Source organism: Rothia nasisuis (genome assembly GCF_928381405.1).
In the GTDB taxonomy this organism is placed as follows: domain Bacteria; phylum Actinomycetota; class Actinomycetes; order Actinomycetales; family Micrococcaceae; genus Rothia; species Rothia nasisuis.
This window is the reverse complement of sequence record NZ_CAKMSB010000002.1, coordinates 29,489-45,410: the sequence shown is the minus strand read 5'-3', so window position 1 is coordinate 45,410 and position 15,922 is coordinate 29,489. Positions and strand designations below refer to the sequence as shown.

The 15,922-nt window shown below is 57.4% G+C and carries 14 protein-coding genes; all 14 read right to left on the bottom strand.

The genetic code is table 11. The features are described 5' to 3' along the window. Nucleotides 1-23 precede the first annotated feature (23 nt). The 14 genes from L6966_RS01695 to L6966_RS01635 all read right to left on the bottom strand — a co-directional run bounded on the left by L6966_RS01695 (nt 24) and on the right by L6966_RS01635 (nt 15,838). A complete protein-coding gene (locus L6966_RS01695; protein ID WP_419721872.1) occupies nt 24-2,864 on the bottom strand; it encodes a DEAD/DEAH box helicase in 2,841 nt (946 codons plus the stop codon). Between the two features lie 105 nt (nt 2,865-2,969). Beyond that, nucleotides 2,970-3,833: a twin-arginine translocase subunit TatC gene (gene tatC / locus L6966_RS01690; RefSeq protein WP_237224937.1), complete on the bottom strand. Its 864-nt coding sequence runs from the start codon at nt 3,831-3,833 to the stop codon at nt 2,970-2,972. Between the two features lie 99 nt (nt 3,834-3,932). Continuing rightward, entirely contained in the window at nt 3,933-4,172 is a 240-nt protein-coding gene (gene tatA, locus L6966_RS01685; RefSeq protein WP_143539064.1) for a Sec-independent protein translocase subunit TatA, read from the bottom strand. A gap of 5 nt (nt 4,173-4,177) precedes the next feature. Next, nucleotides 4,178-4,525 (bottom strand): hypothetical protein, encoded by a 348-nt coding sequence (locus tag L6966_RS01680; protein WP_143539063.1) that lies wholly within the window; start codon nt 4,523-4,525, stop codon nt 4,178-4,180. A gap of 196 nt (nt 4,526-4,721) precedes the next feature. Beyond that, nucleotides 4,722-4,910, bottom strand: coding sequence for a WCX domain-containing protein (locus L6966_RS12160; protein WP_473828093.1), 189 nt, complete (start codon nt 4,908-4,910; stop codon nt 4,722-4,724). A gap of 43 nt (nt 4,911-4,953) precedes the next feature. After that, nucleotides 4,954-6,711, bottom strand: coding sequence for a helix-turn-helix transcriptional regulator (locus L6966_RS01675; protein WP_237224938.1), 1,758 nt, complete (start codon nt 6,709-6,711; stop codon nt 4,954-4,956). Between the two features lie 92 nt (nt 6,712-6,803). Next, a complete protein-coding gene (locus L6966_RS01670) occupies nt 6,804-7,205 on the bottom strand; it encodes an FKBP-type peptidyl-prolyl cis-trans isomerase (RefSeq protein WP_237224939.1) in 402 nt (133 codons plus the stop codon). A gap of 32 nt (nt 7,206-7,237) precedes the next feature. Continuing rightward, nucleotides 7,238-8,326, bottom strand: coding sequence for an FKBP-type peptidyl-prolyl cis-trans isomerase (locus L6966_RS01665; RefSeq protein WP_237224940.1), 1,089 nt, complete (start codon nt 8,324-8,326; stop codon nt 7,238-7,240). A 153-nt stretch (nt 8,327-8,479) separates the two neighbouring features. Then, nucleotides 8,480-9,913 (bottom strand): Pup--protein ligase, encoded by a 1,434-nt coding sequence (gene pafA, locus L6966_RS01660; protein ID WP_237232778.1) that lies wholly within the window; start codon nt 9,911-9,913, stop codon nt 8,480-8,482. Between the two features lie 45 nt (nt 9,914-9,958). Then, entirely contained in the window at nt 9,959-10,156 is a 198-nt protein-coding gene (locus L6966_RS01655) for a ubiquitin-like protein Pup (protein ID WP_237224942.1), read from the bottom strand. 59 nt (nt 10,157-10,215) lie between these two features. Next, nucleotides 10,216-11,811 (bottom strand): depupylase/deamidase Dop, encoded by a 1,596-nt coding sequence (dop, locus tag L6966_RS01650; RefSeq protein WP_237224943.1) that lies wholly within the window; start codon nt 11,809-11,811, stop codon nt 10,216-10,218. A 3-nt stretch (nt 11,812-11,814) separates the two neighbouring features. Next, a complete protein-coding gene (arc, locus tag L6966_RS01645; RefSeq protein ID WP_083091018.1) occupies nt 11,815-13,509 on the bottom strand; it encodes a proteasome ATPase in 1,695 nt (564 codons plus the stop codon). A gap of 77 nt (nt 13,510-13,586) precedes the next feature. Further along, entirely contained in the window at nt 13,587-14,624 is a 1,038-nt protein-coding gene (locus L6966_RS01640; protein ID WP_237224944.1) for a tRNA (adenine-N1)-methyltransferase, read from the bottom strand. Between the two features lie 74 nt (nt 14,625-14,698). Further along, a complete protein-coding gene (locus L6966_RS01635; protein ID WP_237224945.1) occupies nt 14,699-15,838 on the bottom strand; it encodes a site-2 protease family protein in 1,140 nt (379 codons plus the stop codon). Between the last annotated feature and the right edge of the window lie 84 nt (nt 15,839-15,922).

The window sequence follows — 15,922 nt, the reverse complement described above, 5'->3', positions numbered from 1 at the left end:
CCTTTCTCAAACACGATAAGAATTTAAAGCTGGGTAGCTACAACCCCACGGCGTAACAGGTTAATAGCGGCCTCGCACTGGGTACGCAGTTGCGGATGGGACGAGGCTACGTGTGCAATTTGGTCGAGAGAGTCGATTACCTGTTTGATCCAGCGTACAAAGTCGCCGGCGGCTAGGTCGGTACCGTCAATCGCCTGCCCCAGGGTTTTACCTCTGGCCCACTTGTAGGTGGGCCAGACCATACCAAAATCGAGTGAACCGGTGAGTGGCAGGTGGTACAGTTTCTCGGCGTCATTGAGATTGGACCAGTGGTTGAGCGCGGTTAACAGCGCCTGTTCAACACCCCTGTTGGGGTAGCGGGATAGCAGACCCAGCTCGTCCCGTTTCGCCTCATAGATAAGCGCCGATACAACGGCAGCGGTAGCAGCCGGGTCAAGCCCGTTGAGGAAGCCGTCCTCCAGGCACAGGGAGATCAGCAAATCCTTTTCACCGTAAATCCGGCGCAACGAGGCCCCACGGGCAGTCAGTACGCGGCGATTTTCAACCGTCTCAACGTAGCCGTAGGATGCCAGTAGCTGGGTGATACGTTCAAAGACCTGAGCGATGGTGTTGGTACGGCGCTCAATCTGGCGTCTCAGCCCGTCTGTCTCGCGTGAAAGACGGTACCAGCGCTCAGCCCATCGCGCGTGCAGTTCCCGGTCAGAGCACCCGTGGCAGGGGTGGTTACGCAGGGCCTTACGCAGTTCATCAATCTTCACTTCGTCGCTGTTTTCGCGCTGGTTGAAGTACTTTTTTTGCGATCCCTCGCGCGCAGGTAGCCCCTGGTAGAGGGCTTCACGCATGCGCGAGGCCATATCTCGTCGATCTTTGGGGGTTCTGCCGGTGAATTTCTTTGGCACCTTAATCTTAGAAATAGGTAGCACCGGCCCGTCCAAATAGCGTGGGTCTAGGCGGCGGAGTTGGGCCGCCTGAGTCAAGATAGAAGGGCGGGGGTCATCTAAAGATTCAGCACGAGCCAGTACCACAGCGGTACCAGCGTTACGGCCACGAGGAATTTCAATGACGTCGCCGGGTAACAGATCAAGGACGGACGCTACCGCCTGGCTCTGCCGCAACCGGTTTCTGCCTTTCTCGGCTTTTTTCTCTAAATCCGTTATGTCGCGCCGTAGCCTGGCATATTCGGTAAAGTCGCCTAGGTGGCAGGTCATAGCCTCCTCAAACCCTGCTAACGCCCTTTCATTTTTACGTACCCGCGAGGCGATACCTACCACCGACTTATCTGCCTGAAACTGGGCGAAAGAGCTTTCAAGAATTTTCTTGGTGCGCTCAGTGCCGAACTGGGCGATAAGGTTAGCGCTCATATTATAGGTTGGCTTGAAAGAGGAGTTTAGCGGGTAGGTTCGCTTTGAGGCCAGCCCGGCAACCTGTTGCGGCTCAAGACCGGGGCGCCACATGACTACGGCGTGCCCCTCAACGTCAATTCCGCGGCGCCCTGCACGGCCTGTCAATTGCGTATACTCCCCCGGCGTGATTTCTACGTGGGTTTCACCGTTAAACTTGGTGAGCTTTTCGAGCACCACGGATCGGGCGGGCATATTAATGCCCAGTGCTAGGGTTTCGGTAGCAAAAACCATGCGGACTAGGCCCTCAGAGAAAAGAGCCTCCACAACTTCTTTAAAAACCGGTAGCAGGCCAGCATGGTGGGCAGCTACACCGCGCATCAGCCCCTCTCGCCACTCGTAGAATCCCAGCACTGCCAAGTCGGTGGTGTCTAGGGACGCTGTGGCCTCGGCTATGTAGGCCCGGATGGTTTGGGCTTCAGCCTCGGTGGTCAGGCGAATATCTGCACTAATGCACTGAGATACGGCCGCGTCGCAGCCAATGCGGGAGAAGATGAAGCAGATGCCAGGAAGCAACCCGGCCCTATCGAGGGTTCGAATCATCTCGGGGCGGCTGATGCGCTGTGGCCGTGCAGGAACGGTTTCTCTGGGCGCGTCCCACTCCCGGTCGTACCCCAAGGGGCGGGAGCCACTCCCTCCTCTGCCTCTCTTCCCTTTTCCCAGCCGTGAGAAGGACTTACCGCGTGAGGGTCGGGGGCGGCGGCCTACCCTCATCAGCTCAGGGTTGACCTCGGGCATATCGGTGGCCGCAGCCGCGTCCTCGACCGTCGTATCACCGGCAAAAAGGTCCATAAGCTGGTTACCAACCAGCACATGCTGCCACAGGGGTACCGGGCGGTGTTCTGACACAACAATATCGGTCGACCCTCGCACAGCGTCGAGCCAGGCACCGAACTCTTCGGCGTTTGAAATCGTTGCTGAGAGTGCCACAACCACGATGGATTCAGGCAGGTGGATGATGCACTCCTCCCAGACCGCACCACGAGAGCGGTCGGCCAAGTAATGCACCTCGTCCATGATGACAAAACCCAGGTTGTCTAGAGTGGCTGAATCAGCGTAGAGCATGTTACGCAACACCTCGGTAGTCATGACGACCACGGGGGCTTCGGAGTTGATGGAGGTATCACCGGTCAGCAGTCCCACAGCGTCCTCGCCGTAGACTGCAACCAAATCGTTGTACTTTTGGTTGCTTAGGGCTTTGATGGGTGTGGTGTAGAAGGCTTTCTTGCCCTGCGCAAGCGCCAGGTGAATAGCGAACTCCCCCACAATGGTTTTCCCCGCGCCGGTGGGGGCGGCGACCAGCACTCCTCTGCCCTGCTCAACTGCGGCACAGGCGTCCCGCTGGAAGGTGTCAAGGTCAAAGCTCAGCCCCTGTTCAAACTGATGCAGGGCGGTCTTTGAGTGGGCAACGCGCTGTTGAGCGCGCAAATACTGTTCAGCGTAGCTAGTAGCCATAACCCCCATCTTATGCTGTGGGTAGGTTCATCAGAACGCTAAGGCCCATCTTTCGTTTGACTGCGAACAAAATAGCCCCGCCAAAGAGGCAGGGCTACCGTAGAAACTCGGTGCTTACGTGGCCTGTTGGTCCTTACGGCCCAGCTGATTGAGCTCCTCAAGGCTGGTCGGGCGGTTAATCTCGTCGTCGGTGAGTCCCTCAGCCAGCTTGGCGTTGCGGCGGTCGCGGCGCTTGTCATTGAGAATAGCAATTCCAATAGCAAGAAAGAAGAAAAACAAGAGCGGCACCATCAAATACACCATTGACATAATTTCGCCGCCAGGGGCTGCCATTGCAGCGAGTATTGCTACTAGCACAACAACCCAACGCCAGGACTTTAGTAATGTCTTGCCTCGAATAAGACCGATAAAGTTTAGTCCTACTAGGATAACCGGTAAGATGAACGCCAGCCCAAACGCCAGCATGAATTTAACGACGAAACTGATGTATACATCTGCGGTCAGAAAGTTAGTTGCACCATTAGGGCTAAATTGAGTAAGAGTCTGAACAGCTGACGGCAACAACAACCATGCCAAAGCTGTTCCAAGAAGAAACATCGGAATAGCTGTGAAGGTAAAACCCAGGGTATAAAGCTTCTCGCGTTTATACAGTGCCGGGGTAATAAAAGCCCAGAGTTGATAAATCCACACAGGGCTTGCTATGACAAGCCCGATGTATAGAGAAATTCTGATCATCTGATCAAACGGGGAAATAGCAGTTGAATAGTTCAAAGCGGCCGTACGGCCCTCTTCAGTGTTCAAGGCGGCAACCGGGGCGCTGATTGCAGTCATAAAGGGCTCATAAAGAAAGAAGCCAGCAACGGCGCAGATGACCGTAGCGATGGCGGCTTTGAGGAGGCGGATTCGGAATTCACGAAAGTGTTCGCTGAGGGCCATAGTGGCCTGGGGGTTCTTCTTCCGAGACTGTTTTTGAGCCATGATGCCTTCTGATGGATGCTATTTTCCTCCCACACTCGTGCCCCGGGAGGTGGCCGGGGCACGAGTAATTGAGGATTTATCGAACGCTCTAGAGCAGGATTAGATTTGGGTGCCCTTGTTCTGGTCAGGGTTGTTAATGACTTCACCTGATACAACACCGTTTGAATCAGTTGATTCAGCTGATTTCTTACTTGAGTCAGATTTCAGGCCATCGACTTCAGTTTTAAAGATGCGCATGGACTGCCCGAGGCTACGAGCCATACCGGGAAGCTTGGGGGCACCGAAAAGAAGGATGATAATGACTAGGAGAACAACCCAGTGCCAGCCTTGGATATTCACGATTGTTACCTTTCTTGGAGACGTTTGAGGTCTCCGACAAGTTGGGGCTGACCGAGTTCATCACGCCTAGTGTAGCGGCGGCGGGCCCGGTCGAGCGTTCGAGTATTTTTGCCTTGGACATAACGGGTGTAAGCGGCTGTGACCGGTGTAAAGATGGCTGGCTCCGACGCGCTTTCAAGCGGGCGGACGTAACTCGCTTCACCCAGTACACCGGTAATCGTGGCCTCCCACTGGCCCGCTGCGTCAAGCGCAACCTTGGCCTTGCGGAACACCCGGTACAGCAGCCAGGCTAGCAAACAGAGCGAGCCCAGCACGAGCACCGTCCACAAAACTATCCAAAACCACCAAGGCATAGTGACAATTATATAGCCCGTACTGGCGACTTGTAATGTTTATACCTGTGGGCTTGCTTTGTATTTGGTGTTTGAGCTCTCTGTTCACTGAAGCTTATTCAAAAATAATCAGACGAACCCAGGCTCGCAGCGAAGCCGCTGGGCTCCATCCAGCGCGACCCCGGGAAGCCGGGGCGAAGGCACTTTTGAATAAGCCTCACTGGCTGTTCGCTGTGGGTGATGCACGTAGCAGGCTGAGTAGCTCTAAGCAGAGAGCCTGCGGTTCAAGCACGCGGACGGTCGGCCCCAGCTCAATCAGTAGGCTCAAGGCCCATGATGTGTGCGCCAGGGGTAACCGATAGAAAACCCAGTGGGTCTCTTCTGCTGAAGCTGTTGCATAGCGAATCAGAGCAGCCTGAGTGCGTTCACGGTGGGCTGCCGGTAGAGACTTAGGTACGGCCAGGGTCAGCGTAGGGGCTGGGCGTACACCGGTGGTTAGTTCTTGTAACCAGACGCGGGGGGCTGCTGAGGGGTTCGCCGTCGTTTTCAGCCCGAGGGCTAAATGTCTGGCCGTCAAGCAGTTCAATATCGCTGGTCTTGTGGAGGTCGAAGGTGCGGTAGTCCTCAGCCTGCCTGCACCAGGCCCGCAGATAGCGGGGTCCGTTGTCAATCAGCAAGGCCTCCGGTTCAATTACCCGTTTGCTGCTACCTCTACGAGAACGATAGGTGATGTTAAGCGGGACTCTCTCACGCAGTGCCCGGGTGATAGCCGGGTCTACATCAGCGCCGTAGACTGCAACCTGCCTGGCTGGTTGGGCGGCCCCCGAGACTTCACGTGTATCTGGCCAGAGCTTAGCGTGCAGATGCCCGTAATAAGATCCGAAATCTGCGCTCGCAGCAAGATCCAGGGCCAGGCTCAGTACCAGGGATTCTGCCGCCGTCAGGCGTACGCCCGATACCAGAGCCTGATTACCGCTGACGGTGACGTTCCCCTCGGTGTCAATATCCACCGTAAGCGATTCGAAGCCTACGCTGGCAGCCAAACCCTCTAGTTGGGTTTGTGCCTTCGCTTCGGTGGTCAAAAAGAAATCTGCCAGAGTGGCAAGTGGCAGGCTTCCGGCGGATTCTACCAGCGACAGCATAAGCAGTAACCGAATAAGCTGATCTGAGGCTGACTCCCTGTTCCGCTGAGGCACCACAGGCTTCCAAGCCCCTTCCCCCTGTGGAGCTTCAACCCCAACAGCGTCAATGTGCCAGGCCAGTAGCTCTTCGCGTAGCCCCCGCTCAACCTCAATGATTTGAGCCTGATACACCGGGTCAACATCGGCCCACAACCTACGATCAATACAGTGGGTACGCCCGTTCAACACAGCACTGCGCGCTGACTCAAGCACACCAAAAGATTTCTCCACTTTCAGTGCCCTATCCAGCCCGCCCACCGGGCTACCCGCGTCCTCACCTTCTACCAATTCACTCACCCGTACCGTTGCTACCAGCGGCAAAATCTGGGAGGGCAGTGCAGCCAATTCCCGCTCCATCGAAAAATCATCAGGAACTGGCGGACCATCAATCGTCAAAATATGTATTGCGGCCATACGGTCAAGACGGAATAGGCGGCGGCTTCTCCGTGCCTTATCCCAGCCCATCAGGTACCAGTGACCGAATCGTAGCCCCAAGCCCCAGCAGAGTACCTTACGCACCTCACTGCCAGACTGCCCCGCACCGTCGTAGGTAAAACTAACCCCCTTCCCCTCCGCCAGCGCCATAAGACACTCGGCCACACCGGGTGGAGCCGAGAACCGCGGCGGCTCCCCTAGCTGGCCACCCAAACGGAGCCCAGTAGAAGCACCAATTTTCAGTAGCGCAGACCGGGCAAGCCTCTCAAGCTCCGTACCGTCCCAGGCCCGAGCGCAGTGCGTCAGAAGCGCCACATCTACGGCAGAGAACCCAGCTGTAGGCCCCGACACCTGCTGGAGCCGGTACACAAAACCCAATGGGGAATAATCGGCACGGGTTGCAACCAGTTCCACACCCAGTGCTCGCACCACCTGCTTATCACGCTCAAACATGCGCTCAAAAGCGCCTACGCTCCCGGCCCTACGGTAATCAGGCACACGGTCACGAATCTGATCTCGGTCAAGGCCCAGCTGGTGTGTAGAGAGCACATCAAGTAGAGCCACCGCGCGTTCAACTGCTTTAGACGTCACATACACAAAGATAGCCCCCGGCTCTTCCTCACCGGGGGCTAACACGCTGGTCTAATCATGCACAGAGTAACTGTACGACAGCTTGTTATTCTCTAACGTTTGGTGACATCGACCAGATCAACTACGAAAATCAGGGACTCGTTGGGGCCGATGGCAGCACCGGCACCGCGTGAACCGTAGGCCAGCTCACTGGGAATCTCCAGACGGCGGCGGCCGCCCACCTTCATCCCCAGTAGACCTTCGTCCCAGCCTCGAATAACCATGCCAACGCCTACCTGAAAGCGCAGGGGCTCACCGCGGCCCCACGACGAATCAAATTCTTCACCCGTAGAAAAAGCTACTCCTACGTAGTGGGCAGAGACGGTATCGCCGGCCTCCACCGACTCGCCTGCTCCCTCAATCTCATCAATAATGACGAGCTCCTCTGGAAGGCCCCCCTCAGGAAAGTCGACTTCGGGCTTGGACCGGTCAAGTTTTTGCTGGCCAAAAGACATGATTTCTCGTTTCTTAGTGGTGTATGTAAAGGCTAGTTACTGGCTGATTCGCTGGCGGACGGTGAAGCTGACTCGGTGGCAGCTTCACTCTCAGTCTCAGAAGAGGTGGCGGTCTCAGACGGAGTCGCGCTTGCTGAGGGGTCAGCGGTCGCTGTCTCGGTGGGGGTAGCCTCGGCAGTGGAGGTACGTGCAGGAGTTGCCCCAAGAATATCAACGACAAAGACCAGCGCACCCTCGGGCGCACCGGACGACGCGGCATCTTCACCATAGGCCAGCTCACTGGGTATAACCATCAGCACACGGGATCCGACGGTCTTGCCGACAAGGCCCTGCTTCCAGCCCTCAATAACGTTATTGAGCGAAAGAGCTACCGGGGTTGCCCCGTAGTTACCGTCGAATGAAGTTCCATCAGCCCAGGTCACACCCACATAATTGACGTAGAGAGTGTCGCTTTCAGTAACGGCGTCCCCGGTGCCGGTGATGAGGTCCTGGGTAGCCAGCTCGGTTGGAGCGTCACCGCGATCCTCGCTGAGGGTCAAGGTGGCGGTGCCGTCTTCGGCCTGCTCAAAACTCTGCACGCCGGGGGTATCTAGTTCGCTGGCTTCACCCTCGGCTTTGTTCATAATCTTATTGAGTACGGTGTAAACCTCAACGTTAGTAGCCGTGCCCGGTGAGACAGTGGGGGTTGCCTCTGCGGTAGAGGTGGAGTTCGGGTCAACATTGGTGGTGTAGGAGAAGTTCACTCCAACTTTGGATTCAACCAGCATGTTGTACAGCTCAGGTGCGGCATCCTTGAGGTTTTGGTCAACGGGAATCAACATGGGGGAATCGGTGAGGGTGGAGCCCAGCTGGCTGGCGTCTGAGCCATTGAAAACAGTGGCGTCAACGAGCAGGTTGTCGCCGTCAGAGATAGTTTCTCCACTGCCGTCCTCAATCTTGTACACTTCAGTGCCGTTGGCCGCGAAAGGAGTTTCGAAAGCAACCGAGGGGGCCGCGGTCGCACCGTTCATGGTGTAGTTGACATCAGAGAGTTTGCTACCCTCGCTTGAGCCACCGCAGGCTGACAGAGTCAGGGCAAGTATGGCGCTACCGGTAAGGAGTAGGGTTGACTTCTTCTTCACGTGGTTTCACTTTCGTTGGGGGTGCGCTGGATTAAGCAACGCTTTTCTTCACCGCGTACATACTAGCTGAAAGAGCTGGGTGAGGTCTGGGTACGCGCTGTGGTTTTGGTGCTGGGCTTGGCTTCGGGTGGGTGAGCGGCTCCCCTGCTTTGATTAGATAAAGGGTGGGGCCCAGCCCTCCTGCGGTTGAGTGCCCAGTGTAGCTAGAAGCGCATCGAGGGATTCATTCTCGGTGGCAAAGGGGTCTTTACAGGTGACGGTGAGGTGGGGAGCATTGTTAAGTTTGAGATGAACCCAGTCCACGGTGATGGGTTCTCCCGCTGCCCGAGCAGCATTAATGAAGCGACCGCGCAGGGCAGCACGGGTGGCCGGCGGATGCACCGCGGCATATGCAATTTCATCTGCCGCGATGAGTTGCTTGACGAGCCCTTTGCGGCTGAGCAGGCCGAAGACCCCGCGAGCTGGGTCAATGTCATGGTAAGCCAAATCGAGCTGCTGAATTTTGGGGTCATCGTAACCGCGTGCCCCGCGAGCCAGATAGGTATCGAGAAGTTTTTTCTTGATAGCCCAGTCAATTTCGGTATCAATGTGTGAGGTGCCACCGGTTTCAACGGCGGACAGGGTGCGCTCCCACAGGTTAAGGGCGTAGGAGACGTCGGGGTGATGTTCCCCGCGCTCCTCTATGTAGCGGGTGGCTGCGGCCAGGTAGGCTCGCTGGAGTGTGAGCGCGTTGGTTTCGGTACCGTCGGCCAGGGGAAAGGTCGCCCTGCCTGTGAGATCGTGGGAAATGATGCGCAGGGCCGTCGCAGTGTCTTTGATTTCAAAGTTATCTAGGGGGTAGTAGTCCTCGAGCATGCGAAGTACAAGGTCGGTTGATGCCAGTTTAAGCAGTGTGGTTGCCTGCGCCATGTTCGAATCCCCGTTAATGACGTGCATACGACGGTAAAGTGAGGCATCGGCGTGGGGCTCATCGCGGGTGTTAATGATGGGCCGAGCGCGGGTCGTGGCCGTGGATGACCCCTCCCAGATGTAGTCTGCGCGCTGTGAGAAAGAAAAGCTGGGTTTGCCAACTCTTCCGAGCGGACGCCCGCCCCAGTCTGGGGGTCCAGCGGGGTGAACCTTTCCCGCACCCACCAGAATCTGGCGGGTAACAAGGAAGGGAATCAGGGAACGCACCAGGCGGGAGAACTCAACCTTGCGTTCGAGCATGTAGTTTTCGTGGGAGCCAAAGGAGTTGCCCGCGGAGTCCACATTGTTCTTAAACAGGTACAGCGAGCCGTCAAAGCCCTCAGCTTCAAGCTGATCCTGGGCCTGATTGACCAGGTCGTTGAGCAGGAGTTCCCCAGCCTTATCCTGAATCAGTGCGTCTCTCACAGAGGCGGTCTCAGCGGTTGCGTACTCGGGGTGAGAGCCCACATCAAGGTAGAGGCGCCCCCCGTTGGGAAGAAAGACGTTAGAGGAACGCCAGGTATCAACTACCGGCTTGAAGAGCTTGCGGGCGGCCTCCTCAGGGGCCAGAGGCCCCAGCCCTTTGGGGACGTAGCGGATACCGAATTCGGTTTCAATCCCGAAGATTCTGCGTTCCATAATCTTATCTTTCTTCTCTAGCGTCATGCTGGGTGAGTATTGGTTTTACTGGCCTCCCTTTTGCACAAAACCCTTCACAAAGTCTTCGGCGTTCTCTTCAAGCACACCGTCAATTTCAGCCAACAGGTCATCAATGTCGGTAACTGCCTGTTGATTCACTTCGGTGCCCTGCTGGCTGATAGCTACTTCTTCAGTCTGCTGGGTGCCGGTCTGCTCGGTGTGCTGGCGCTGAATGCGTTCCATTTTTTCTCTTTTCTGTGGTAATCAGGCTGTGCTACGTGCTGTGGTAGGTGGCCTGAGTTTCAGGTGTGGTCGGAGAGGAGTGCAAGGAGCTGGTCTGCGTGCGGGAGCCCCAGATGAGGATCAACCTGCTCAGCGGTATAGGCGAGCGGATCATCCATGTGGATTCTCACCAGGTCAGGTGAAAGAGGGTTGCGTACCGAGAGGGTATCCCAGTTAGCGCCCACTACCTCATCGGGCCAGGTGGTGATGAGCCGCCCGCGCAGGTAGGCGCGAGTATCGCGCGGCGGGTGAGTAGCCGCGTCCGCAACCTGCTCCTGAGAGAACAGGGTTTTCATACGGCCCAGGGCGACCAGCTTATGGTAAAGGCTCTTCTGCGGGCGCACATCGGAGTATTGCAGGTCAATGGCGGCCAGCTTAGAGTCCCCCCAGCTACTCCCCTTAGCAACGTAAGAACTCATCAGGGCATACTTGGCAACCCAGTCTAGCCTGTCTGCAAGTGAGAACAAATCGTGCTCCAGCGCGTACAGGGTCTCATGCCAGAGTCCGAGGACTTCGACTGTTGCCGCATCTGCGGTTTTTTCGAGCTGCTGGGCAGCTGCCAGGTAGGCCCGCTGTATCTGCAGGGCGGTCATAGTGCCACCGGTAGCCAAAGGAAGTTCTGCGGTCAGGGACAGGTCATGGCTGACTGTGTGCATGGCTGCAACCGGGTCTGCCAGCTTAATGGTGGGTACGGCACCCGCTTCAACCAGATTCAACACCAGAGACATGGTACCGAATTTCAGAAGATTAGAGTAGTGCGAGAGGTTGGCGTCCCCGGTAATGACGTGCAAACGGCGGTAGCGGGCAGGGTCAGCGTGGGGTTCATCGCGGGTGTTGACCAGAGGGCGACGAATCGTGGTTTCAAGGCCCACAGTGCGCTCGAAGAAGTCGGCACGCTGGGAAAGTTGAAAGCCGGCCTGCTCCCCCGCTACGCCCAGGCCCACGCGCCCGGCTCCCACCATAATCTGGCGGGTGGCAAAGAAGGGAAGGAGGGCAGCAGCCAGGTACTCAAAGTCAACTGACCGGGTTACAAGGTAATTCTCGTGGGAGCCGTAGGACTGGCCCTTACCGTCGGTGTTGTTCTTGTACAGATTGACCGCGGGCATGCTGGTAGCAGGCTCAGTAGCTACCTGTTCGATAGCAGCAACGGTTTGGGCAGCAATAAAATCGCCGGCAGCATCCCACAGGACGGCATCGCGCGGGTTGGTCACTTCTGGTGAAGAGTACTCAGGGTGGGCATGATCCACGTAAAAACGGGCCCCGTTGGGCAGGATTGAATTCATAGTAACCGAGTCCCAGTCAATGCGCTCAGCGAAAAGACCGGCCTCGCTGAGAGCCTCAGCAGCGATGTCTTCACTGGTCAACACATGAGCGGTGTCAGTGAGCTGACTGGGATGCGCCGCTTCGCGCGCAAGCTCAAACCCGCGGGCATCAGCCAGAGGCGACTCCGAACCGTACTCCCACTCGGTCTGGGCCCTGGAGGCTAGTTTCTGTTTAAAGAGGGCGTCGTAGGTATTGACCACAAAAGCAGAGAGCACCACGGGGTTAGCCGAGGGCTTTGACGGAGCAAAAACACCGTACTCAGTTTCTGCCCCCATAACACGTTGAACGGTCATCTCTTACTGTTCACCCCCGGAGTCGTTCGGCTGAACCGCCCGAGCAGGGGCCGCGTTGACCACGCGCAAACGAATGTTGAGGGTGCTCAAAACGTCCTCAATTTCGGCAGCCTGCGGAACCTCAACTTGATCTTCAAACTCGACTCTGGCGGCCTCCAGCAGGTGCTCGGTTGTAATTCCCTCAGACCCGGTAGCCAGGTAAGACTTAATGGCCTGCTTCTTGGCATGATCAACAATATTCCGTATCACCGCGCCCGAGAGAAAATGGCCGCGTAACAGCCAGCGGCTAACCCCGTTTTCAAGGTCAACGCTGATGTAGCGATTCTCAGAGGAGGCTGAGAAAAGCTGGTCAACGACGGTTGAAATCATCTGCCCCACAGCCGCGTTCTTAGAACCTGCCCTTGCTATCTCAGACTCGTGAATTGGGAGCCCTTCAGTCAGGTAGAGGCTGAAGATTTCGGTTGCGCCCTGCTGGTCAGGGCGGTTGACGCGAATTTTTACGTCAAGACGGCCGGGGCGTAACACGGCCGGGTCAATCATGTCTTCGCGGTTGGTTGCACCAATAACAATCACGTTATCAAGCGCTTCAACACCGTCAATTTCTGACAGGAGCTGAGGAACGATAGTGGTTTCAACATCCGATGAGCGCCCGGAGCCGCGGGTTCTAAAAAGGGACTCCATTTCGTCGAAGAAAACCACAACGGGGTAGCCAGCGCGTGCCTTCTCGCGGGCCGCTGCGAAGATGTCGCGAATTTGCCGTTCGGTTTCACCCACATACTTATCGAGCAGTTCGGGGCCTTTGATGTTGAGGAAGTAGCCGGTCTTTTTCTGCCCCTCTGACCGTTCAGCGGCGCGAGCAGCTAGCGAGTTGGCCACGGCCTTCGCAATCAAGGTTTTGCCGTTGCCGGGAGGGCCGTACAGCAGAATTCCTTTGGGCGGGGTCAGCTGATACTGACGGTAAATTTCAGGGTGCAAGAAAGGGAGCTCAACGGCGTCACGAATCAAATCAATTTGGTCGCCCAATCCACCAATCTGGGCGTAGGTGATATCTGGAACTTCTTCGAGTACCAGCTCTTGGGCGTCTGTGGTCGGCACCCGGGAGGTAATCATCTGGATGCGGGAATCGTAGGTGACTGTGTCCCCCATGCGTAGCTCATCAGGGCTCAAATCGCCAGAGATTCTAGCCACGGCTTTAGCCTGGTTAGGCATATCGATGACCACACGCTGGGCATCAAGCACCTCGCGTACGGTGACGACCTCACCGTAGCCCTCAAACCCCAGCGATAGAACGGCCTGGGTTTGTTCGTCAAGGAGGACGGTCATGCCCGGCTTAACCTGGCCTATAGGCAACAGCGGTGAGCAGGTCACACGCACCAGGCGGCCACCCATGAGCACATCAAGGTGTTCTTCAATCTCAGCGGGAGTCTTACCGTCTGCCAGCTCCTGGTAGGTCATCGTAGCACCGTGTACCCCCAGCACCACGGCAGAGTTGAGCGGTGGTGAGACCTCCTGCGCAAGCGCAACCCGCAGGTGCTCAATTTCCTTCTTCGTTTTGGTGAGAGCGGCCACTAACTTCTGATTGCGCTCCCCGGCAGAACGTAGCTGCCGGTCTAGGGTTCGGCGGCTGTCGTTAGCTATGTTGAGCTGCCGCAGGATTCGCTCGTAATCAGCTGCAGAAACGGTTTTATGCTCGCTCATGGTTGCTTCTTTCTTCTGCTTGCCTCAACCAGGGCCGTTTCTCCCTATCAGTAGGCAGCAACGGCGCACTGATAAGTCTACTCGCCAGTCTGCCCTGTGCTTTTTTGCTCCGCGTTTGCCGTCTGGGTGGCAGAGGCAGCCTTCTCAGCCAGGTTCAGGGCATCCCGCCCCGCCCGGCGTAGCTTGCGGTCAGAGACGTTGCGCTCACCTAGGGCTGTGGGGGTCCAGGCGTTCATGTCTTCTTCCGAAAAATCAGTCTTCGAGGCGCGGCGCTTGGGGGCCAGGCGCTCAGCCCCGTCTGCCAGGCGGCGGGCGGTCATCAGAAAGCCGGTATGGGCCACCATGCGGTGGTCGGGGCGGACGGCCAGGCCCTCTACGTGCCAGCCGCGCACCATGGTTTCATGTGACTCGGGTTCGGTAAATCTGCCGTCGGCGCGAAGGGCCTCTGCTACGCGGGAAAGCTGGGTCACGGTGGCAACATAGCAGATGATGACCCCGCCAGGGGCGAGGGCCCTTGCTACGGCGTCCAGGCACTCCCAGGGGGCCAACATGTCAAGGACGGCACGGTCAACGCTCCCTGGCTGTTCGACCTCGCCAAGGGTCTCAGCCAAGTCACCCAGGGTCAGTGACCAGGCCGGATGCTGGCCGCCGAAGAAGGTCTCAATGTTGCCACGGGCAATATCGGCAAACTCTTCACGGCGCTCAAAAGAACGCAGGTGGCCACCGTCACCCACAGCGCGCAGAAGGGCAATCGAGAGCGCACCCGAGCCGACACCTGCCTCAATCACGCGAGCACCGGGAAAGATGTCTGCCATAGCCACAATTTGGCCCGCGTCTTTGGGGTAGACTACGGCAGCGCCGCGAGGCATGGAGAGCACAAAATCCTTATAGAGGGGGCGCAGGGCCTGGAATTTGTACCCCTCAGAGTTGGTGATGACGGTACCCTCAACCCTGTCGATCAGTGCGGAGTGTTTAAAGAAGCCACGGTGTGAATGGTACTCGCCGCCGCTCGTCAGGGTGATAGTGGTTATGCGGCCACGCTCGTCGGTCAGCTGGACCCGCTCACCCGGCCTGAAGGGTCCGCGGCGGTTGATGCTACCGGTGGGGGTGCTCATGAAGGTGTGTTCTCTTTTCGCTAGCGGTGTTTCTATCTATTGTCTCAGAAAAAGGCTGCGGTGGTCATGTTGTCTCATGAGGGGCTCTGGCGTTGGGCAAGAAGGGTATCGGTCATGTGCCGGGCCGTGATGATGCCCGTGTAGTGTTCGCCCTGCGAGCCGTGCTCACGCACCAACCAGACAGTGTCGAGTTGGTTGCCCTGCGGGTTGTTGCGGTAGTGGGCAAATCCGTTAAGCTCATCGACAGTGTCGAGGTAGCCAGCAGAGGCGTCAATAGGAACCGGGGCCAGGGGTAGGGCTATCGCCTCAAGCGGCTGACCAGGCAGAGTGGCGGCAGCCGCGCTGAGGGTTTGCGGCAAGATAACGCCGATTGGTTGGCCTCCGCGCTCTTCTTGCAGGAGTAGGGGCGAGTGCCCGTCCCACTGTTGAACGGCCTGTTCGATGGGTGCAGATGCCGGGGCCTGCTGGGTGGGCACGGCCAGCGAGGAGGCTCGTAGTGGGTGCGCCGGGTTGGAGTTATCGCCCAGGGCTTTCAGGGCGTAGCTGCTACCAGACCAGAGGTAAAAGAGCAGGGCAAGAGCCACGATTAGCATCCAGGTAGATCGCCAGATTCCGGTCAGTACCACCGCTGACACCAAGAGGGCTATGAGTAGAAGACCTGTGTAGGCTGTGACCCTGGTAGCCGTTGACCTTCTTCCGCTGAGTAGAAAGACCAGGGACTCAAGGGCAAAGCCGCCGTCGAGGGGAAAGGCTGGAATCAGGTTGAAGAGGCCAATTGCCAGATTGACCTGGGCCGCGAGTGTAAAGCCAAAGAAATCGGCTGTTCCGGTCACGTTCCATATGAGCTGGCAGAGCCCGGCCACGATAAAGTTCACTGCTGGCCCGCTCACCGCCACCCAGAAGGAGGCTCCCGCTGAGGTGGTTTGCATCTTGGTTTGCCCGCCCCAGATGGTCAGTGAGATGGACGAGATGCGGGCTCCGTGCGCCCGGCCTACTGTGGCGTGTGCTAGTTCATGTACGAACACTCCTGCCGCCAGCGTTACCGCTACCACGGTGGCTGCCAGGTAGCCCTGCGCGGTGGTGAGGGAGCTCCAGCTGGCTAAATTCATGCCGTACCCTACAATGACCAGTGCCATCAGTGGGAACCAGGAATAGCGCAGGTAAATCGGGGCGCCTGCAAAATGCCCAACACGAACTCCGGGGCTAGTAGGCATCGCGTCCCTTTCTGTGTAACGATTGCGTTCTGCGCGTGCGCTGAACTACCAGTCTATCCCTGTATTTGCCCTTCTGAACTTCCT

Bases quoted from the DNA above. Each gene is read 5' to 3' on its own strand.
- arc (WP_083091018.1), bottom strand. From the start codon at position 13,509: ATGAGCGAGCATAAAACCGTTTCTGCAGCTGATTACGAGCGAATCCTG.
- L6966_RS01680 (WP_143539063.1), bottom strand. From the start codon at position 4,525: ATGCCTTGGTGGTTTTGGATAGTTTTGTGGACGGTGCTCGTGCTGGGC.
- L6966_RS01670 (WP_237224939.1), bottom strand. From the start codon at position 7,205: ATGTCTTTTGGCCAGCAAAAACTTGACCGGTCCAAGCCCGAAGTCGAC.
- pafA (WP_237232778.1), bottom strand. From the start codon at position 9,913: ATGGAACGCAGAATCTTCGGGATTGAAACCGAATTCGGTATCCGCTAC.
- dop (WP_237224943.1), bottom strand. From the start codon at position 11,811: ATGACCGTTCAACGTGTTATGGGGGCAGAAACTGAGTACGGTGTTTTT.
- L6966_RS01640 (WP_237224944.1), bottom strand. From the start codon at position 14,624: ATGAGCACCCCCACCGGTAGCATCAACCGCCGCGGACCCTTCAGGCCG.
- L6966_RS01695 (WP_419721872.1), bottom strand. From the start codon at position 2,864: ATGGGGGTTATGGCTACTAGCTACGCTGAACAGTATTTGCGCGCTCAA.
- L6966_RS01635 (WP_237224945.1), bottom strand. From the start codon at position 15,838: ATGCCTACTAGCCCCGGAGTTCGTGTTGGGCATTTTGCAGGCGCCCCG.
- tatC (WP_237224937.1), bottom strand. From the start codon at position 3,833: ATGGCTCAAAAACAGTCTCGGAAGAAGAACCCCCAGGCCACTATGGCC.
- L6966_RS01655 (WP_237224942.1), bottom strand. From the start codon at position 10,156: ATGGAACGCATTCAGCGCCAGCACACCGAGCAGACCGGCACCCAGCAG.